This window comes from Alkalicaulis satelles, assembly GCF_008630495.1.
In the GTDB taxonomy this organism is placed as follows: domain Bacteria; phylum Pseudomonadota; class Alphaproteobacteria; order Caulobacterales; family Maricaulaceae; genus Oceanicaulis; species Oceanicaulis satelles.
This window is the reverse complement of sequence record NZ_VWOJ01000002.1, coordinates 541,502-559,627: the sequence shown is the minus strand read 5'-3', so window position 1 is coordinate 559,627 and position 18,126 is coordinate 541,502. Positions and strand designations below refer to the sequence as shown.

16 protein-coding genes are annotated in these 18,126 nt (G+C 68.1%); 9 read left to right on the top strand and 7 right to left on the bottom strand.

The features are described 5' to 3' along the window. The first annotated feature begins 89 nt into the window (after positions 1 to 89). The 3 genes from F1654_RS08285 to F1654_RS08275 all read left to right on the top strand — a co-directional run bounded on the left by F1654_RS08285 (position 90) and on the right by F1654_RS08275 (position 2,993). Positions 90 to 494, top strand: coding sequence for a YraN family protein (locus F1654_RS08285; protein WP_150023054.1), 405 nt, complete (start codon positions 90 to 92; stop codon positions 492 to 494). A 129-nt stretch (positions 495 to 623) separates the two neighbouring features. Beyond that, positions 624 to 1,283 carry a BON domain-containing protein gene (locus tag F1654_RS08280; RefSeq protein WP_150023053.1) on the top strand — a complete coding sequence of 220 codons (660 nt, stop codon included), beginning with the start codon at positions 624 to 626 and terminating at the stop codon, positions 1,281 to 1,283. A 156-nt stretch (positions 1,284 to 1,439) separates the two neighbouring features. Beyond that, positions 1,440 to 2,993, top strand: a complete 1,554-nt coding sequence (locus tag F1654_RS08275; protein WP_150023052.1) for a YifB family Mg chelatase-like AAA ATPase — start codon at positions 1,440 to 1,442, stop codon at positions 2,991 to 2,993. 14 nt (positions 2,994 to 3,007) lie between these two features. On the opposite strand, the gene F1654_RS08270 is transcribed toward F1654_RS08275, so the two are convergent. Together F1654_RS08270 and F1654_RS08265 are read right to left on the bottom strand one after the other, a co-directional pair. Then, a complete protein-coding gene (locus F1654_RS08270; RefSeq protein WP_150023051.1) occupies positions 3,008 to 4,141 on the bottom strand; it encodes a serine hydrolase domain-containing protein in 1,134 nt (377 codons plus the stop codon). Between the two features lie 39 nt (positions 4,142 to 4,180). Further along, on the bottom strand, positions 4,181 to 5,806 hold the full coding sequence (locus F1654_RS08265; RefSeq protein ID WP_199200513.1) for a PfkB family carbohydrate kinase: 1,626 nt from the start codon (positions 5,804 to 5,806) through the stop codon (positions 4,181 to 4,183). Between the two features lie 24 nt (positions 5,807 to 5,830). Here F1654_RS08265 and F1654_RS08260 point away from each other — a divergent pair, with 24 nt between their 5' ends. Both F1654_RS08260 and arsC read left to right on the top strand, forming a co-directional pair. Next, positions 5,831 to 6,742 carry an HpcH/HpaI aldolase/citrate lyase family protein gene (locus tag F1654_RS08260; RefSeq protein ID WP_150023049.1) on the top strand — a complete coding sequence of 304 codons (912 nt, stop codon included), beginning with the start codon at positions 5,831 to 5,833 and terminating at the stop codon, positions 6,740 to 6,742. After that, positions 6,742 to 7,083, top strand: a complete 342-nt coding sequence (gene arsC / locus F1654_RS08255) for an arsenate reductase (glutaredoxin) (RefSeq protein WP_150023048.1) — start codon at positions 6,742 to 6,744, stop codon at positions 7,081 to 7,083. The genes F1654_RS08260 and arsC overlap by 1 nt, the downstream gene beginning before the upstream one ends. 278 nt (positions 7,084 to 7,361) lie before the next feature. On the opposite strand, the gene F1654_RS08250 is transcribed toward arsC, so the two are convergent. The 5 genes from F1654_RS08250 to F1654_RS08230 form a co-directional block, all read right to left on the bottom strand. Further along, positions 7,362 to 8,000: a hypothetical protein gene (locus F1654_RS08250; protein ID WP_150023047.1), complete on the bottom strand. Its 639-nt coding sequence runs from the start codon at positions 7,998 to 8,000 to the stop codon at positions 7,362 to 7,364. Further along, a complete protein-coding gene (locus F1654_RS08245; protein WP_150023046.1) occupies positions 7,978 to 8,283 on the bottom strand; it encodes a hypothetical protein in 306 nt (101 codons plus the stop codon). Before F1654_RS08245 ends, F1654_RS08250 begins: the two co-directional genes overlap by 23 nt. 57 nt (positions 8,284 to 8,340) lie before the next feature. Beyond that, positions 8,341 to 10,425 (bottom strand): RNA polymerase sigma factor RpoD, encoded by a 2,085-nt coding sequence (rpoD, locus tag F1654_RS08240; RefSeq protein WP_150023045.1) that lies wholly within the window; start codon positions 10,423 to 10,425, stop codon positions 8,341 to 8,343. A gap of 47 nt (positions 10,426 to 10,472) precedes the next feature. Beyond that, positions 10,473 to 12,302: a DNA primase gene (gene dnaG, locus F1654_RS08235; protein ID WP_150023044.1), complete on the bottom strand. Its 1,830-nt coding sequence runs from the start codon at positions 12,300 to 12,302 to the stop codon at positions 10,473 to 10,475. 67 nt (positions 12,303 to 12,369) lie between these two features. Next, positions 12,370 to 12,837 (bottom strand): GatB/YqeY domain-containing protein, encoded by a 468-nt coding sequence (locus tag F1654_RS08230; protein WP_150023043.1) that lies wholly within the window; start codon positions 12,835 to 12,837, stop codon positions 12,370 to 12,372. A 171-nt stretch (positions 12,838 to 13,008) separates the two neighbouring features. Here F1654_RS08230 and carA point away from each other — a divergent pair, with 171 nt between their 5' ends. The 4 genes from carA to F1654_RS08210 all read left to right on the top strand — a co-directional run bounded on the left by carA (position 13,009) and on the right by F1654_RS08210 (position 18,064). Then, entirely contained in the window at positions 13,009 to 14,208 is a 1,200-nt protein-coding gene (gene carA, locus F1654_RS08225) for a glutamine-hydrolyzing carbamoyl-phosphate synthase small subunit (RefSeq protein ID WP_150023042.1), read from the top strand. Positions 14,209 to 14,351: 143 nt separating this feature from the next. Beyond that, on the top strand, positions 14,352 to 16,703 hold the full coding sequence (locus F1654_RS08220; protein WP_199200511.1) for a S8 family peptidase: 2,352 nt from the start codon (positions 14,352 to 14,354) through the stop codon (positions 16,701 to 16,703). Between the two features lie 345 nt (positions 16,704 to 17,048). Next, positions 17,049 to 17,861: a hypothetical protein gene (locus F1654_RS08215; RefSeq protein WP_150023040.1), complete on the top strand. Its 813-nt coding sequence runs from the start codon at positions 17,049 to 17,051 to the stop codon at positions 17,859 to 17,861. Positions 17,862 to 17,875: 14 nt separating this feature from the next. After that, entirely contained in the window at positions 17,876 to 18,064 is a 189-nt protein-coding gene (locus F1654_RS08210) for a hypothetical protein (protein ID WP_150023039.1), read from the top strand. Positions 18,065 to 18,126: the final 62 nt, after the last annotated feature.

Below are 18,126 nucleotides of genomic sequence, written 5' to 3'. Positions count from 1 at the left end.
AGCGCCGTCTGCGCGGCGCGCCCCTGCCGGCCTGAAGCTAACCGCGCGCGCGTTGAGGGGCAACCGCGCGGCGCCCGGGAACGGCGCCCATGAACCGTCCGGCTGGGACACGCAGGGACCGGCGGGCCGCCGAACGCCGGGGCCGGCGCGCCGAGGCGCTGGCCGCACTCTGGCTGCAGCTGACGGGCTGGCGCATTCTGGCCCGGCGCGCGCGCACGGCGGCAGGCGAGCTCGACCTGGTGGCGCGCCGCGGCGATGTGCTGGCTTTCATCGAGGTCAAGGAGCGCGCCACTGTAGAGGCGGGGCTGGAGGCGGTGGGGACGCGCCAGCGTGCGCGCCTGATCCGCGCGGGCTCTCTCTGGCGGGCCCGGCGCGATGATCTGGCCCGCTTGCAGCCGCGCTATGACCTGATGGTGATCGCGCCCTGGCGCTGGCCCTTGCACGTGACCGGCGCGTTTGACGCCGATGCGCCGGGGCTGCGCGATCTGATCTGAGGCGGCGCCCGCCCGCGCCCGCAGGGTGAACAGCGCGTTAACCGCTTTTTCGCGAAGCCGCGCGAGACTGAATTCCGGGGGGAAATGCGCATAGCGCCGGAAGGGTTCACACAAATGCCGCCCAGATTCATGCCATCCAGACCGTTTCTCGTGCTCGCAGCGTGCATATTCATCCTGCCCGCCTGCGCGGCCATGCAGGACCAGCGCTCGGCCGTGCGCCAGGTGGATGACGCCAACGCCTCCATCGCCATCAAGTCGGCGATGCTGCGTGCGGAAGGCTTCGCGCTCTCGGGCGTGGATGTGGAGGTGACCGAAGGCGTGGCGCTGCTGGGCGGGAGCGTCCCGCGCGAGGAAGACCGGGTCTATGCCGAATGCCTGGCCTGGTCCGCCCCGGCGGTGCGCAGCGTGGCCAATCACCTCAAGGTGGGCGAAGGGCGCGGCATGCGCCGGGCGGCGGGGGATGTGTGGATCACCCAGCGCGTGCGCGCGCGCCTGGCCGGGGACGGCTCGGTGCGCTCGGTCAATTACAATATCGAGACCCATCGCGGCGTGGTCTATCTCCTGGGGTTCGCCCGCGACGCCACCGAGCGTGACCGCGCCGCACAGCTGGCCTCGCTGGTGGGCGGGGTGGAGCGGGTGGTGGTGCTGGTGCGCACCGGCGGCGAGGCGCCCGACCTGCCGCCGCGCGGGGAGATGCGCGCGGAGCTGTGCGACGCTGTGGCCCGGGGCGAACCCCTGACGCCGGCGGAAGAATCCGGCGCGCCGGACACAGACGCCGGCACGCCCTGAGGGGGTGAGACCGGGTTAATTTTCCCCCTCGGGTTGACAGGCTCCCGGCTCTGTTCCATTAATGTTCGTGCTTTGATCGCTCCGTGAGGGGCGGGCTGTGGAAAGCTGCGGTGCAGCGCCCACATCTGAAAACACGTTCATTGAACGGAGCGCATGATGAGCTACCGCACCCATTCCGCCGCTTTTGAAGGCGCGCTGGCGCGGCCTGTGGACGTGCAGGTCCAGATCGCAGGCGGTCAGCCGAATTTCATGGTGGTGGGGCTGGGTGACAAGGCGGTGGCCGAAAGCCGCGAACGCATACGCGCGGCCTTCGCGGCCATCGGGCTGGCCCTGCCCAGCAAGCGCCTGATCGTCAATCTCGCCCCGGCCGACCGGCCCAAGGAAGGCGCCCATTACGACCTGCCCATCGCCATGGGCCTGCTGGCGGCCGTGGGCGTCTTGCCGCGCGATGCGCTGGAGGGCCATCTGGTGATGGGCGAGCTGGGGCTGGACGGCTCCATAGCGCCGTGTCCGGGCGCCTTGCCCGCCGCCATGCTGGCCAGCGAGATGGAGCTCGCCTTCATTTGCCCTGAAGCCAGCGGGCCGGAAGCGGCCTGGGCGGGCGGGGATCTGGCCATACTGGCGCCGGGCTCGCTCATCGCGCTGGTCAATCATTTCAAGGGCGCACAGGTGATCGCCCGCCCGGCGCCGGGCGATCTGATCGAGGGCGGTCCGGCGCCCGATCTGTGCGATGTGCGCGGCCAGGAAACCGCCAAACGGTCGCTGGAGATCGCGGCGGCGGGCGGTCATAACCTCTTGATGGTCGGTCCGCCCGGCGCGGGCAAGTCCATGCTGGCGGCCCGCGCGCCGGGCCTGTTGCCGCCGCTGGATGCGCGCGAATTGCTCGAATTGTCCATGATCCAGTCCGTGGCCGGGCTGGTGGAGCGCGGCCGGCTCTCGCGCACCCGGCCCTTCCGCGCGCCGCATCACTCGGCCTCCATGGCCGCCATGGTGGGCGGCGGCTCGCGCATCAGGCCAGGCGAGGCCTCGCTGGCCCATCATGGCGTGCTCTTCCTGGATGAGCTGCCCGAATTTCACCCCCAGGTGCTCGACAGCCTGCGCCAGCCTCTGGAGACCGGAGAGATCGCCGTGGCGCGGGCCAATCAGCGCGTCACTTTTCCGGCGCGTTTCCAGCTCATCGCGGCGATGAATCCCTGCCGCTGCGGCTGGGCCGGCCAGAACGGGCAGGCCTGCGGGCGCGGGCCGCGCTGCGTGGAGTCCTATCAGGCGCGCGTGTCCGGCCCGATGATGGACCGCATCGATCTGCAGATCGACGTGCCGCCGGTGACGCCCGCAGACCTCGCCCTGCCGCCCGCGCAAGAAGGCACGGCGGAGGCGGCGGCCCGGGTCGCCAGGGCGCGCGACGCCCAGACAGAACGCGGCGAGCTCAATGCGCGATTGTCAGGGGAGCTGCTGGACCGCGCCACGGCGCCCGATGCGGCGGGGCGCGATCTGTTGGCCCGGGCCAGCGAGGCCATGGGCCTGACCGCGCGCGCCTATCACCGGGTGCTGCGGGTGGCGCGCACCATCGCCGATCTGGACGGAGCCGGGGGCGTGCGCCGCATTCATGTGGCCGAAGCGCTGAGCGCGCGCCGGGTGCGGTCAGCGCCCCAGGCCGTGTCGAGGCCCGGCATGCCGGCCGCCGCCGCGCCTGCGGGACGGGCCGGATAGGGCCATGGAGCCGGTCACAGGCAGCGATAGGCCGCCTCGATCAGCGCCCTGGCCCGCGCATCGCCCACCAGCACGTCCATCTGGCGGTTCATCACATAGGCGCCCGACAGACCGCGCACCGGATCGGCGAAGGCGCAGCTGCCGCCAAACCCGTAATGGCCCACTGCAGACGGTTCTGGCCCGAAGGCGGCGCTGTCCCGGTTGATCATCACGCCCGCCGCAAAGCTCAGATCAAAGGGCAGCACCCGGTCCGGTCCCGAGATCCGCGGCTTCAGCGCGGCGGCGAGGGTGTCAGCGCCGAGGAAAGTCTCGCCGTCGAGGCGCCCGTTGCAAGCGAAAGGCGCCATCAGCCGGGCCAGCGACAGCGCTGTGGCGTGGGCGTTGGCGGCGGGCAGCTCGGCGCTGCGCCAGGCCGCGGCGCCCCGGCGGCCCGGAGACGCACCCGGGCGCAGGAAGGCGGCGGTCTTTTCCGCATTGATCTTCCCCAGATGGGGCGGGCGCGGCGGCAGGACATGCTCGGCGGCGCGCGCGTGCTCGCTTTCGGGCAGGCCGATATGACAATCAATCGCGCGCGGGCCTGCGATCACCTCGCGCAACAGCTCGCCCACCGTGCGTCCTTCCGGGTCGGCGCGGCGCACGGCGGCGTCGGCCAGCACGCCAAAGCTCAGCGGGTGATAGCCCGACCCCTTGCCCAGCGGCCACATGGGCGCGCGGGCGGCGAAATGGGCTTCCATCTTCTCGCGGTCGAACCAGTCATCGGGCGCGATGTCATCGCCCGGACCGGACAGGCCGGCCTGATGGGACAGCGCCTCGGCAAGCGTCACCGCGCCCTTGCCCTGGGCGGCGAAGTCCGGCCACACCGCGCTCAGCGGCGCGTCATAATCAAGACGCCCCTGATCAACCATCCAGGCCACAACCAGGGCCGTTACCGCCTTGCCGGTGGAGAAGACCGGGACCAGCGTATCGGCGCTCCAGGGCCGGGTGCGGGCCTTGTCGGCCCAGCCGGCGCGCAGATCGCACAGGATCTCCCCGTCACGCATCAGCGCAAAGGCCGCGCCCAGCTCGCCGCGTTCGGCGACATTGTCTTCAAACGCCGCGCGAACCGGCTCGAAGCCGGGCGCCAGCGCGCCATGGACCGTGATGCTCATGGATGCGAGCTAACGCGCGCGCGCGGCCTCTGCAAGCCTTCAGACCCAGATCGCCATGCGCAGGCCCCGGCCATCGCGCGGCGGATCGTCCGGCAGACATATCGCTTGGGCTGCAGCGATGCGCAGGGCGGTCAGCAGGCACAGCCCGGCATCCACCAGGTCATCGGGCCTGGCCTGCCTGGTGTTGAACGGGTGGGGCTCGAACAGGGTGCGCGGCAGGCCGTGCGCCTCCAGAAGCGCCAGCCGTTCGGCCCGGCCTTCGGGCGTGGTCTTGCCGTGTACCGCCGGGGCGCCGGTGAGCACCGCGATCAGGGTTTCGGGGTGGGTCTCGTGCACGCAGCCCTCAAGCTGCGCGGTCATGAGCGCATCGATCTCGCGGATTTTCGAAAACAGGGCGAAGGATTGGGCGGCCACGCCCTTGCCCCCGGCCGCCCGGCTCAGCGCATCGGCTTCCGCCCGGCTGGCGCCCGCGAAGGCGGCGCGCAGGGGCGTAGGGAAGATGGAATTGCGCCGCACGCCCAGACGCTCACGCGCCGCCTGCTCGCACGCCCGCCCCGCCCGGCCATCGGGCAGGGGCTGGTCGGGCAGGCCGATGGGCATGTCCACCGCGATCAGTTGCGCGCCGGTGTCCAGCGCGTCCTGGAAGCGGGCGAAAAGGGCGGTGCGGGGCGGTTCAAGGGCGTTGAGATCATAAAACACCCCGGCCCAGCCGCCCGGCGCGCCGTCCAGTCCCAGCGCATAGGCGGGCCGCGCCGCACGCCCGGTGCGCGCATGGGTAAAGGGCATGGGCCGGAAGACAGCGGGCGCCTCCAGCGTCTCGCGGGAGATCGCCAGCGCCCGATCGCCTGCAGGGGTATGGGCCAGCACATGGCTGACCCGCCCGGCGGCGGCGCGCGCGGCGTCGGTCCAGCTCGCGCCGGCCAGCTGTGCGGCGAGCGCGCTGGCGGCGAACAGATCACCCGTCCCGTTGGGCGCGCGCCCGCCCGGCGCGGCGTCCGGGGTTTCCAGATGCACGCAATCGCCGGGCTCAATGGCGAGCATGCCGATGGCGCCGTCGCGCGCCGGGGCCGAGGTGACAAGGGCGGCGGGCGCCAACGCACGGGCGGCGGCTTCAGCGCCCTCCCGGCTGGTGATGGCGCGTCCGGCCAGCCAGGACAGCTCATAGAGATTGGGCGTGATGATGTCGGCGAGCGGGACGATCTCCTCGGCCAGCGCCCGGGCGGCGTCGCGGCGCAAGTACAGCCCGGCATCGCGCCCGTCCGGCGCGCCGTCACCCAGAATGGGGTCCGCCATCACCAGAACGCCCGGATTGACGGCGCGGGCTGCGCGGATGAAGTCCGCCGCCGCCCGGGCCTGACCCGGGCTGGCGATATAGCCGGTGAGGATGGCGCGGGCGCGTTGCGGCGCGCCGGTGGCCTTGAGCGCGTCCAGAAGGCTCGCAAAGGCCGCGTCGTCCATCACCGCGCCGCCGGGCGCGCCAAGGCCGGGATGGCGGCCGAAACTGACCGTGGGCGCCAGGCAGGTTTCGATCCCGGCGCCATGCAGCACGCGCACGCTCAAACTCCCGCCCACCGGGCTGCCGGCCAGCTGCGAGCTGATCACGATCACCGGACCGGCGGGGCCGGAGGGTGAGGACGGGTGCGGGGGGAGGCTGGCGCGGCTCATCGCCCTCTTGTAATCCTGACAAGGATGACTGGCGAGGCGTTCTCCCCACCCGCGCGGCTGCGCTCGGCGCTTTATGTGCCCGGCGACAAGCCGCGCGCGATTGCAAAGGCGCAGGATCTCGGCGCGGACGCGCTGATCCTGGATCTCGAAGACGCCGTTGCGCCCGAGGCCAAGCATGCAGCGCGCGCTGCGGCGCCGGACGCCATCACGGCGTTTCGCAAGGCGGGCGCCTATAGCGTTCTGCGCATCTGCGCGCCGGGCGAAACCGGCCATGAGGCCGATCTGGCCTGCGCCGCCGCCGCCCGCCCTGATGCGGTCCTTGCCGCCAAGGCCGAGGATGCCGGCGCGCTCGCGCAAGTGCGCCAGCGCCTGCAATCACAGGGCTGGAGCGGCCCGCTCTGGCTGATGATCGAAACCCCTTTGGGGATGTATCTCGCCGACCGGATGGCGACCGATCGTTCGCTCGTTCACGTGCTGGGCGCCAGCGTAATGGTGGCCGGGAGCAATGATCTGGCCGAGGGCCTGCGCCTGCCTGAAGGCGCGGGGCGGCGCGCCGCGCTGCTCCCTCATCTCTCCCGGCTGGTGCTGGCGGCCCGCGTGGCGGGGCTTGGCGTGCTGGACGGGGTATGGAACGCCTATGGTGATGAAGACGGCTTCAGGGCCGAGGCTGCGGAAGGCCGGGCCATGGGATTTGACGGCAAGACGCTGATCCACCCGTCCCAGGCCGGGCCCTGCCACGACGTGTTCGCCCCCTCGCCGGACGAGATCGCGCGGGCGCGCGCCATCATCGCCGCCTTCGCCGCGCCGGGCGCCGCCGGGCGCGGGGCGCTGGCGTTTCGAGGCGGCATGATCGAGCGGCTGCATCTTGACGCTGCGCGGCTGACGCTGGCCGCCGCCGGGCTGGACCCGGACCAGGCACACACAGGAGAGAGCTGATGGAATTCTGGCACAATCCGCGCTGTTCAAAATCGCGCCAGGCGCTGGCCCTCCTGCGCGAGCGCGGGGTGGAGCCCGATGTGCGCGCCTATCTCGACGCCCCGCCCACGGCGGATGAATTGCGCCGGCTGGTGGCCGCGCTGGATCTGGCCAGCGCTCATGATCTCATGCGCACCGGCGAGGCCGAGTACAAGGAGCGCGCCCTGTCGGCCTCGTTGGATGAGGAAACCCTGATCGCGGCCATGGCCGAAGCCCCGCGCCTGATCGAGCGCCCGGTGCTGATCGCCGGCGCGCGCGCCGTGATCGGACGCCCGCCCGAACGGGTGCTGGCGCTGATCTGAGCGCCTAGCTGTCCAGGAAGCTGCGCAGCTTGCGGCTTCGGCTGGGCGTCGCAATTAAACTTTAGCCTTGAGGATTCCTTCGCCCTGGCATTTTTCAACCTGTCTTATCAAGCGCCCTTGGGCGCTCAGGTGCGCTTCATCTCCCATGAAGACGAGAGTTTCGGCTAGGAAGGCGAAGACCTCAGCCTAGGAATTCGCTTTAAATCGGCGTTACGGATTTAGGTCGATGCTACCACTAGTATTGATAGCTCAATATATTGCCAGTGAATTTTTAGGGGTCAATTTTTACGATTTCCGGGTTTCACTGCGCACTCAAACACATCATTCTCTGTCAGTATATGCATGTAATCGACAAATTGGAGATTTTCGATGTCGAGGCCATCTGCATCAGCGGCACTGGCAAGCCTGACTTCGAAGGCTTCCATTTTCTCAATGATTATCTTGTGGCCGTATAGCGCCCTATCCGCCGCGCAGTCCTTGGCTAGGAAATCACGGATATGCTTGCAATAAAGGTCCGAGCGTCCGTCATAGGCATGAAAATCGCTGCCAGCCATATCTGACAGAAAGCGTTGATATTCATAGGCTTTTTCGTGCAGCACCATGGCCTTTTTGGCCTCGTGCTCCGATCCGCCAAAATGGCGCGCCGCCACGAACAATCCCAGTTCAAATGGCATATTGAACCGGATGTCCTCTCCAGTCTTTGCGCGGCAGAGATCGTGGACAGACAGGCGGCATTGGTCGATCAGTCCCAGGATTCCTGTGACTCTCTGTGCTGCAGCGTCACCGAGCTCCCAAGCACAGCGAGGAGTATAGCCGCATGCAAATATCGTAAAGGCTGCAAGGTAGAAAAGCTGCCTGTAGTTCTCATCAAATGGACAATTTATAAATACGAACTTATTTTCGGAAATTCCGTTCATAAATCAACTTCCCGCGCCCACGAGCCTGATAAGGGTTTATAGATGGACGCCCGGAAAGCTTCTTGACCGGCAAGCTGGCGAATTTGGCGTCTATTGACTGATAACGCCCGCGATACTTGCGAACCAGCGCAACCTTTCCATCTTCAAAAGTTACACGATAGATGATGCCAAGGTGGGGATCATGCCGAACACGTTCGACCTTTGCGACTTTTCGCATGCGCTCGGCAACAACAGCAGCAGCGCTCGAGGGCTTTTGATGCTCAAACATAGACGTCACTTTCATGTTCCCATATGACGCGATTCAGTAATGGGGCGCAACTGTAAATTCTTCGTGTTCACCCTAACTATCCAAAAAGCTCCTCAGCTTGCGGCTCCGGCTGGGGTGTTTGAGCTTGCGCAGGGCCTTGGCCTCGATCTGGCGGATGCGCTCGCGCGTCACCGAGAATTGCTGGCCGACCTCTTCGAGTGTGTGATCGGTGTTCATGCCGATGCCGAAGCGCATGCGCAGCACGCGTTCTTCACGCGGGGTGAGGCTGGCGAGGACCAGCGTGGTGGTCTCGCGCAAATTCGAGTGGATCGCCGCATCGATGGGTAGAACCGCGTTCTTGTCCTCGATGAAATCGCCCAGATGGCTGTCTTCCTCGTCCCCGATGGGGGTTTCCAGGGAGATGGGCTCCTTGGCGATCTTCATCACCTTGCGCACTTTTTCCAGCGGCATGGAGAGCTTTTCGGCCAGCTCCTCCGGGGTCGGCTCGCGGCCGATCTCGTGGAGCATCTGACGGCTGGTGCGCACGATCTTGTTGATCGTCTCGATCATGTGGACCGGGATGCGGATGGTGCGCGCCTGGTCGGCGATGGAGCGGGTGATGGCCTGCCGGATCCACCAGGTGGCGTAGGTGGAGAATTTATAGCCGCGCCGGTATTCGAACTTATCGACCGCCTTCATCAGGCCGATATTGCCCTCCTGGATCAGATCTAGGAATTGCAGGCCGCGATTGGTGTATTTCTTGGCGATGGAGATCACCAGGCGCAGATTGGCCTCCACCATCTCCTTCTTGGCGATACGCGCCTCGCGCGCGCCCTTCTGGACGGTGGCGACGATGCGGCGGAAATCATCCACCGGCACGCCTGATTCCTGGGCCAGCGACGAAATCTCGTCGCGGATCACGCCGGCTTCCTTGGCTTCGCGTTCGACAAAGCGCGTCCAGGCCGCCGAGCGCCCGGCCATGTCCTCGATCCAGGCCGGGTCAAGTTCGTGACCCTGATAGGCGGCCAGGAAATCGGTGCGCGCCACGCCATGGGCCTCGGCCATGCGCAACAGCTTGCCTTCCAGGCCCACCAGGCGCTTGTTGATGGCGTCCAGCTGCTCGACCAGCGCCTCGATACGCGCATTGTTCAGGTGCAGCGAGTTGAGATTGGCCACGATGCGCTCGAACACGCCCTCATAGGTCTCGCGGTCCTTCTTGGACAGGTCCTTGCCCTCCAGGCGCAGGCCCACCAGCTTGTCCTGCAGGCGGCGGAAGGCGTCGAAGTCAGAGGCGATGGCGTCCAGCGTGGCCATCACGCCGTCGCGCAGCTCGGCCTCCATGGCCGCCAGCGACATATTGGCGCCGTCATCCTCGTCATCCTCGTCCTCGCTTTCGCGGGCCGAGGCGCCGTCCTCGCTCTCGCCGTCCTTGGCGCTTTCACCCTCTTTGGCGCTGTCGCCGCCCCGGGCCTTGTCTGCGCCGGCTGTGCGGGCCTCGCCGCCAGCGGGCGCTGCGGCGCTGTCTTCGCCCTCGCCGTCCGCGTCCTCGTCTTCGGTTTCGCCCGCGGCTTCGGCGCGCACCCCGCCCAGCGTGGCGTCCAGATCGATAATGTCGCGCAGCAGCACCTGACCGGTCTGCAGCTCGTCGCGCCAGACCATGATGGCTTCAAAGGTCAGCGGGCTCTCGCACAGGCCGCGGATCATGGCGTTGCGGCCGGCCTCGATGCGCTTGGCGATGGCGATCTCGCCCTCGCGCGAAAGCAGTTCCACCGAGCCCATCTCGCGCAGATACATGCGCACGGGGTCGTCGGTGCGGTCCTGGGCCGAGGTGGTGTTCTGGCCGGCAACCTCGGACTTGGTTTTCTTGGCCACGGCGCGCGGGCGCGCCTCTTCATCCTCGTCCTCGCCGTCCTGCGGCGCGGCGTCGTCGGCTTCGAAATCCTCTTCGGAGTCCACCACCGTAATGCCCACTTCAGACAGCTGGGCCAGGATGTCCTCGATCTGCTCGGAGCTGTACTCCTCGCTGGGCAGCACCTTGTTGAGCTCGTCATGGGTGACGTAACCGCGCTTCTTGGCGGTCTTGATCATCGCCTTGACGGTGGAATCGGTCAGATCAAGCAGCGGCCCGTCCTGGGTCTCGGCGGGCGCTTCGGCGGTGTCGGCGGCGGCTTTCGTCATGCGGCGGCGGGCTCCCAGAGGGCGGCTTACAGCGCGGCTGTCGCGCGCTAACGCAGTTTGCCCCGCCGCACGGCGGCGAGGCAGGATTTGAAGGCGTCAGGATCGCCGCTGTTGAACGCATCCTCAAGGCGGGCGCGATCCTCGGCTTTACGGACGTCGTGCGCAACTTGCTCCATATAGGAAGCCGACAGCCTGCGCCAAGCCTCGGCGCGGCTGCGGGCGTCCGATTCCTCACCGCCAAGAGCCGCGCGCGCGGCGGCCCGGTCGGCGGATAAACGCGCCAGAGCGCCCGTCATGCCGCGTGCGGCGAGTCGGGCGCCCAGCCCCTCTTCCGGCGAAAACGCCGGATCGAGGCAGGCGTCTAGAACCGCGTCCCTAAGGCTGTCAAGCGGTCCGAAGTCCAGCTCTGCGAGAGTTTCGGCTTCGCTGCAGGCGATTTCGGGGAATTCGACAGCCCCGGCGAGCAGTTGGCGGGCCAGGGGCGCGGCGCGCTCCGGGCGCGGCTTGCGCGCCGCCTCCACCAGGTCGCGGCTGGGGGCGGCGGGCGGCTGATACTCGCCGGCGCGCCGCCCAGATCCGCCGCGCCGGGCGGGCGTGCGGGCGAACAGCGTATTGAGCCGGGCGTCGAACTCGGCGCGGTATTCGGCGCGCACGTCAGGGTCGGCGATGCGCGCGCACAGGGCGCGCAGGCGCTTGCGGAAGGCGGCGCGCCGGTCGGGATCGTCCAGCGGGCCGGCCTGCACCTCACGCTCCCACAAGACATCAATCAGCGGGCGGGGCTTGGCGAGCGCTGCCTGCAGGGCCTCGGGCCCCTTGTCGCGCAACAAATCGTCGGGGTCCGCTCCGTCAGGCAGGAACACAAAGCGCAGCGTCTTGCCCGGCGCCAGCAAAGGCAGGGCGCGATCGGCGGCCAGCGCCGCGGCGCGCTGACCGGCGCCATCGCCATCCAGGCACACCACCGGCTCGCCGCCCGCGCGCCAGAGCAGCGCCATCTGGTTTTCCGTCAGCGCCGTGCCCAGCGGCGCCACCGCATGGGCGAGCCCGGCGCGGGCGAACGCGATCACGTCCATATAGCCTTCGGCCACAATGAGGCCGCCGGCGCCGGATTTGGGATCGTTCGCCGCCGCGCGCGCCTCGCGATAGCGGTACAGGGTCGAGCCCTTGTGGAACAGGGCGGTCTCGGGCGAGTTGAGATATTTGGCGCGCTGATCCTTGGACAGGGCGCGCGCGCCGAAGGCGGTCAGGCGCCCGCGCGGATCGCGGATGGCGAATGTGATGCGTCCGCGGAACCGGTCATAGGCCTCGCCGCCATCATCGGGCGTAATGATGAGCCCCGCCGTCTGCAGATCGCTGACGCTGGCGCCTTTCTGCATCAGCGCCTGGGTCAGGCCCCGGCGCTGGTCCGGCGCGAAGCCCAGCTCGAAGCGTTCGCAGTCTGCGGGCGTGAGGCCCCGGCTTTCCAGATAGGCGCGCGCATGGGCGCCCGCCGGGCTTTGCAGCTGGCGCGCAAACCAGGCATGGGCGGCCTCCATCCAGTCCAGCGCGCGCTGGCGGCGGGCCTCGCGTTCGGGATCGGCGGGCTGATCCCGGGGCACGTCCAGCCCGGCCTCGCGGGCCAGCGCCTCGACGGCCTCCATGAAGCTCAGCCCTTGGGTCTTTTGCAGCCAGGTGAAGATGTCGCCATGTTCCTGGCTGGCGAAGCAATGATAGAAGCCCTTCTCGTCATTGACGAAAAACGAGGGCGTACGCTCTTTCTTGAACGGCGAGAGCCCGGCGAACTCACGGCCCTGACGCTTGAGCGCCACCGTCCGGCCGATCAGCTCGGACGGGCGGATGCGCGCCTTGATCTCGTCGATGAAACCGTCGGGTATCGCCATGCCTGCCGCCGCTTGCTCTGGCCCAGTATACGCCCGCGCGGGGGCGAGCGCATCCGCGCCGGGTGCGTCAGGACGCGTTTTGCAACAGGGCGCGGATCTCCTTGCCTGCGCGGGAGAAATCCATACGCCCGGCATAGCGCTCTTTCAGGGCGCCCATGCATTTGCCCATATCCTTGAGGCCCTCGGCGCCCAGCTCGTCCACCACAGTGCGGGCCGCTTCAGCGATGGCCTTGCCGTCCATGGGTTCGGGCAGATAGGCGCGTACGATTTCCGCCTCGCGGCGCTCGCGCTCGGCCAGATCGAGCCGTCCGGCGGTCTCGTAAACGCCTGCGCTCTCCTCGCGCTGTTTGACCAGCTTTTGCAGCAGGGCGAGGATTTCCTCATGCCCGCAGCCCTCGCAGCGGTCCTCGGCGCGCGCGGCGATATCGCGATCCTTGATGGCCGCCTGGATCAGGCGCAGGGTCGACAGGCGCACCTCGTCGCGCGCGCGCATGGCGTCCTTGAGGTCGTGGGTGATCTGCTCACGCAGGGTCATGTAAGCGTGTCCGATTTGCGGGTGGCCTGCATATGGCGGCCAAGCCCTTGAAAACCTTGGTGTTCATGCCGGTCAGCCATGCTTGACCGGGGCGCCGTGCGCGCGTAGGTTCCGCGCGTTTGTCCGCGAGGGCGTCCGTCCTTGCGCATCCGGTCGCGGAGGCGGTGAGGTATGGCATCAGCGGTCGAGAATCAAGACCTCAGCACGACTGGCGCGGACGGGGCAGGCCATGCTGGCGCCAGCGCGGCCCTGGTGCTGGCTGACGGCACGGTGTTCTACGGCCAGGGCGCGGGCGCGTCGGGCATGGTCACCGGCGAGCTGTGCTTCAACACAGCCATGACCGGCCATCAGGAAATTCTCGCCGATCCGTCCTATGCCGGCCAGATCGTGTGCTTCACCTTCCCCCATGTGGGTAATGTGGGCGCCAATAGCGAGGACGAGGAAGCCGCCAGCGATCCGGCGCGCCAGGCCGCCGTGGGCATGGTCTCGCGCGCAGCGATCACGCCGCCGGCCAATTGGCGCGCCGCCCAGAGCTTTGATGAATGGCTGGCCGCGCGCGGCATCGCCGCCATCACCGGGGTGGACACCCGGGCCATCACGCGGCGCATCCGCGAGACCGGCATGCCCCTGGCCGCTATCCAGCACGCGCGCGACGGCAAGCTGGACATTGCCGCCCTCAAGGCCCTGGCCGCCGGCGCGCCGTCCATGGAAGGGCGCGAGCTGGCCCGCCCGGTCTCGCGCACCGATATCGCCGACTGGGACGAGGCGGGATGGGACTGGCCTGCAGGCCATATGGCCGGGCCGGAGAACGGCCCGCTGGTGGTGGTGCTCGATTACGGGGTTAAGGCCAATATCCTGCGCCGGCTGGTGAGCGCGGGCGCTCGGGTGCGCGTGGTCCCCGGCTCCACCCCGGCCGCTGACGTGCTGGCGCTCAAGCCGGCGGGCGTGGTGGTCTCCAACGGGCCGGGAGATCCGTCGGCCACAGGCGAGTATGCGCTGGAGACGCTGCGCGGCGTGATCACGGCGGGCGTGCCGGTGCTGGGCATTTGCCTGGGCCATCAGATGCTGGCGCTGGCCATCGGGGCGAAGACCGTGAAAATGGCCCAGGGCCATCACGGCGCCAATCACCCGGTCAAGAATATCGAAACCGGCCAGGTCGAGATCGTGTCCATGAACCATGGCTTCGCCGTGGACCGCGACAGCCTGCCTGCAGACGCGGTGGAGACCCATGTCTCGCTGTTTGACGGCTCCAATTGCGGTTTCCGCCTGACCTCGAAGCCGGTCATGGCCGTCCAGCACCACCCCGAAGCCAGCCCCGGCCCCCAGGACAGTTTCGGCGTGTTTGACCGGTTTGTGGGCGGGCTGCGCTAACCGGGCGTCAATTATCCTGTCATCGCACGGCCTTGGCTGGCGCACTATTCGTTTGGCGCGCGCGCCGGGCCGGGCTAGCCTTGGATGTGACAGGGGCGCAATGCGCGCGGGCGAGGGGCCGCGGCGCTGACCGGAGACAGAATATGACCCGTTCAAGAAAGCTGCGCCATGCACTGATGGCGGCTGTGTTCACCGCTGCGGCCGCAGTCGTGGTGACAGGGTGTGGCGGCGGGGGCGGCGCGTCCGGTCCCATCACCAGTCCCACGCCGCCCCCTCCGCCGCCTCCGCCACCGCCACCTCCGCCTCCCCCGCCACCGCCGCCTCCGCCGCCATCGGGCAATCCGGCGGATTTCGAAACCGCAGAATACAATCGCCAGTACGGGCTGGGCCTGATCAACGCCTCCACGGCCTATGCCGAAGGGGCGACGGGTGAGGGCATAATCGTGGCGGTGGTCGATACCGGCATTGTTCAGGATCATCCCGAATTTACCGGGCGCATAGATCCCAATAGCCGCGACATCGTCGGTTCACGTGATGATCTTGAGGATATTGACGGTCACGGCACGGGCGTGGCCGGCGTCATTGCGGCCAACAAGAACAATATTGGCGGCCATGGCGTGGCTTTTCAGAGCACGATCCTGGCCTTGCGTGCGGACACGCCGGGCACGTGCGAAGATGACGATCCCGATGATGGCGGCTGCCGGTATTCCGACGCCAATATCGCCGCAGCCATTGACTATGCCGTGGCCAATGGCGCGCGGGTGATCAATCTGTCACTGGGCCGGGATGTGGGCGCCACTGACGCGCTCACCCAGACCTTCGCCGCCATGCGCCGGGCGGCGCAGGCGGGCATTTTCATGGTCATCTCCGCAGGCAATGACGGGGATGATGAGGATAAGGACGCCAGCAATCCCAATTTCCCGGCGAATTTCGCCATCCGGGCGGATTCACTGGGCTTCGCCGTCGCTGTCGGCGCGGTGGGCTGCCCGGGCCAGCCCCAGGGCGGCTGCGAACCCGGTGAGACGGTGCTCACCAATTTCTCCAACCGGGCGGGCGATTCGGCGGCTGCGTTTCTGGTGGCCCCGGGCCGCAGCATATTGACGCCCTTCCTGGATTCTGAAGAGGGCAATCCGCAGCTGGCGCGCTATTCGGGCACCAGCTTCTCCGCGCCGCATGTGGCCGGCGCGCTGGCGCTGCTATTGCAGGCCTTCCCCAATCTGCAGGGCAATGAAGCGCTCCAGATCCTGTTCGAAACCGCGCTCGATCTCGGTGAGCCGGGGGTTGACGAGATTTACGGGTGGGGCCTGATCGATCTGGCCGCCGCCTTCCAGCCTGTGGGCAATTCCTCGGTGAGCTTCGCGACGGGTGAAGCCGTGCCGCTGGGCGCGCTGTTGCAGGCGCCGTCCGGGCCTTACGGCGACTGGATGTGGCGCAGCGGGCTGGTGGACGGCGCAGTTCTGCGCGACAGGTTCCGCCGCCCGTTCCGCTTTGATGCGGCCCGGCCGGAGACCGGCGCCATCGACGGCGCCATGGACGCCATGGAAAGCGCGGCCGCGGCCAGTCTCGCCCGGACCGGCGTGACGCGCGCCGGCCCCGCCCAGGTGATGATGCGCATGACGCCTGACCGGCCCCATGCCCTGCGCAACCTGCCTGAAGAGCTCTACCACGCTCAGCCCGATCTGTCCTTCTCCTTCCGCCAGGGCGGGCTGAACCTGCAGGCGGGCCGCGGTTTCGCCGCGCCGTCGCCGGCGGGCGGAGCGGGGATGTCGGTGCTCTCCGAGACCCAGTTCTCCGGCGCGCTGGCGCGTCTGACCAGTCAGCGCGACTGGGCGGCGATCAGCTATGACGTGGCGGCCATGGGCGGCGCGCTGGGTTTCCATGTGCGCGCTTCGGGCGGGGAGGCTTCAGCCTTCCAGGCCACGGCCCTGACCTATACCCGCGAGGGCCAGACATTCGGTTTCGAGACCGGCTCGGGCCGGGAGAATCACCGCGCGCTGGGCGGCTTCCTGGCGGCGCGCTTCGGCGAGCAGGACGGATCGGACACGCGCTTCGTGGCCGGGCTGTGGTCCGGCGCCCTGCCCCTGGGCTGGCGCGGCGCGGCGCGTGTCGAGCACATTACGGGCGAGCTGAGCCTGCCCCTGGCGCTGCAGCGCGAACAGGCCCTGGGCGCGAGCGCCTGGAGCCTGGGCGCGGACCGGGCGCTGGCGGGCGGCCGGTTCGGACTGACGCTGGCCCAGCCGCTGCGCGTGGAGCGCGGGGCGGTGTCGGCGCTGGTGCCGGTGCTGGTGGACGAGGACGATGTGACGGTGTTCGAGCGCCGCCATGCCAGCCTGGCCCCGTCGGGCCGGGAGATCTCCATGGAGGCCGCCTGGCGCGTGCAGCTCAGCGATGAGGCCGTGGCCAGCTTCGCTGCGCGCCTGACCCGCGAACCCGGCCATATCGCCGGCGCCCGCCCCGAAGGCCTGCTCTGGGCGGGGGTCAGGACGCGGTGGTAGGCGGAGCTTCCAGCCCTGTTAAATCGGGCAAATGGGCTTTAGCGCGCCCTGCCCGCGGTGTGGATTGCCAGACCGGGGGGAATTGGTGAAATTGCGGCGCATGGGTGTTCGTTTGGATCAACCCTATCTTACGACTGTCCGTGCGGCGCCTGTCGCTGGTGTGACAGGCTGGGCGCGCGCGCTCACGGCCCTCCCTTTTGGACGTCTGCGGTGACCTGCGCTCCATACTTCAGGTGGCGAGCCCGCGCCCTGGCGTCAGACTGCGTGTCGTGGATCGGACGGCATGTGCTACCTGGCAAAGCCGTCCTCGCATGTGCAACCGGGTACTCTTTCGAACAGCTCGCCGTGTTCCTGCACACGCTGCGTGCGCATCATGACGGCCCTATCGGGCTTGTTGTCCATAATGATGAGGCGTTGCTGGCAAGGCTGGACGAGCTGGCAATTGACGTCATGATTGTGCCGCGGTCGCGATGGAATGAACCGCACATTGTCGTGCAGCGCATCGCCTTTGCGGCGGCTTTCATAGAGCAGAGGCCGGAATGGACGCATGTTTTCATGTGCGACAGCCGGGATGTCGCCTTTCAGCGCAGCCCGTTTGAGGACCCTCTTCAAGGAGAGCTGGAAGCACATATCGAGCGCGAGGTTGGCGTCTTGAGCGATCATGCGGCGACCAGCAAGTGGATACGGCGCTGTTTTGGAGCCGACATTCTAGAACGCATTCACCACAGACCTGCGCTGTGTGCCGGGACAATGCTGGGCACACGCAAGGGCATGCTTCAAATTTGCGCCGCGATGGAATTCCTGATGGCCATACCCCGCTATTCGGTCGGCGGTAGTTTTGGAGCCGATCAAGCGGCATTCAATGTTGCGATACATCTTGGGCTGATCGATGCGGATATTGCCGAAAATTACGGGCGCGTGGCCACGGTGGGCGCGACGGCCCCGCAATTGACGGCGGCGGCCGGTGAGCCTCTTGCGCGCCCGGATGGCTTCGTCCCGGCTGTCATTCATCAGTATGACCGGCATCAGCAGATTTTGGCCCATCTGGAAGAGACTAGCGGAACCCGCTTCGTCGATGGCGGCAAGCAGCAGACAATTGGCAACCGCCTGAAAAGATTGTTGACCTCTGTGAGGTATAGGCTGCCGGAGCTGAGGTAGGATGTCGCACCATATTGGACCCAACCCGCCATGCCAGCCTGGCCCCGTCGGGCCGGGAGATCTCCATGGAGGCCGCCTGGCGCGTGCAGCTCAGCGATGAGGCCGTGGCCAGCTTCGCTGCGCGCCTGACCCGCGAACCCGGCCATATCGCCGGCGCCCGCCCCGAAGGCCTGCTCTGGGCGGGGGTCAGGACGCGGTGGTAGGCGCGCTCACGGCTCCCCGCGTCCTGCCTGCGGGTGCTTTCCGCGTTTGTGCGGATCGCGCT

Bases quoted from the DNA above. Each gene is read 5' to 3' on its own strand.
- F1654_RS08280 (WP_150023053.1), top strand. From the start codon at position 624: ATGCCATCCAGACCGTTTCTCGTGCTCGCAGCGTGCATATTCATCCTG.
- rpoD (WP_150023045.1), bottom strand. From the start codon at position 10,425: ATGACGAAAGCCGCCGCCGACACCGCCGAAGCGCCCGCCGAGACCCAG.
- F1654_RS08220 (WP_199200511.1), top strand. From the start codon at position 14,352: ATGACCCGTTCAAGAAAGCTGCGCCATGCACTGATGGCGGCTGTGTTC.
- F1654_RS08270 (WP_150023051.1), bottom strand. From the start codon at position 4,141: ATGAGCATCACGGTCCATGGCGCGCTGGCGCCCGGCTTCGAGCCGGTT.
- F1654_RS08265 (WP_199200513.1), bottom strand. From the start codon at position 5,806: ATGAGCCGCGCCAGCCTCCCCCCGCACCCGTCCTCACCCTCCGGCCCC.
- dnaG (WP_150023044.1), bottom strand. From the start codon at position 12,302: ATGGCGATACCCGACGGTTTCATCGACGAGATCAAGGCGCGCATCCGC.
- F1654_RS08285 (WP_150023054.1), top strand. From the start codon at position 90: ATGAACCGTCCGGCTGGGACACGCAGGGACCGGCGGGCCGCCGAACGC.
- carA (WP_150023042.1), top strand. From the start codon at position 13,009: ATGGCATCAGCGGTCGAGAATCAAGACCTCAGCACGACTGGCGCGGAC.
- F1654_RS08260 (WP_150023049.1), top strand. From the start codon at position 5,831: ATGACTGGCGAGGCGTTCTCCCCACCCGCGCGGCTGCGCTCGGCGCTT.
- F1654_RS08230 (WP_150023043.1), bottom strand. From the start codon at position 12,837: ATGACCCTGCGTGAGCAGATCACCCACGACCTCAAGGACGCCATGCGC.
- F1654_RS08245 (WP_150023046.1), bottom strand. From the start codon at position 8,283: ATGAAAGTGACGTCTATGTTTGAGCATCAAAAGCCCTCGAGCGCTGCT.
- F1654_RS08250 (WP_150023047.1), bottom strand. From the start codon at position 8,000: ATGAACGGAATTTCCGAAAATAAGTTCGTATTTATAAATTGTCCATTT.
- arsC (WP_150023048.1), top strand. From the start codon at position 6,742: ATGGAATTCTGGCACAATCCGCGCTGTTCAAAATCGCGCCAGGCGCTG.
- F1654_RS08275 (WP_150023052.1), top strand. From the start codon at position 1,440: ATGAGCTACCGCACCCATTCCGCCGCTTTTGAAGGCGCGCTGGCGCGG.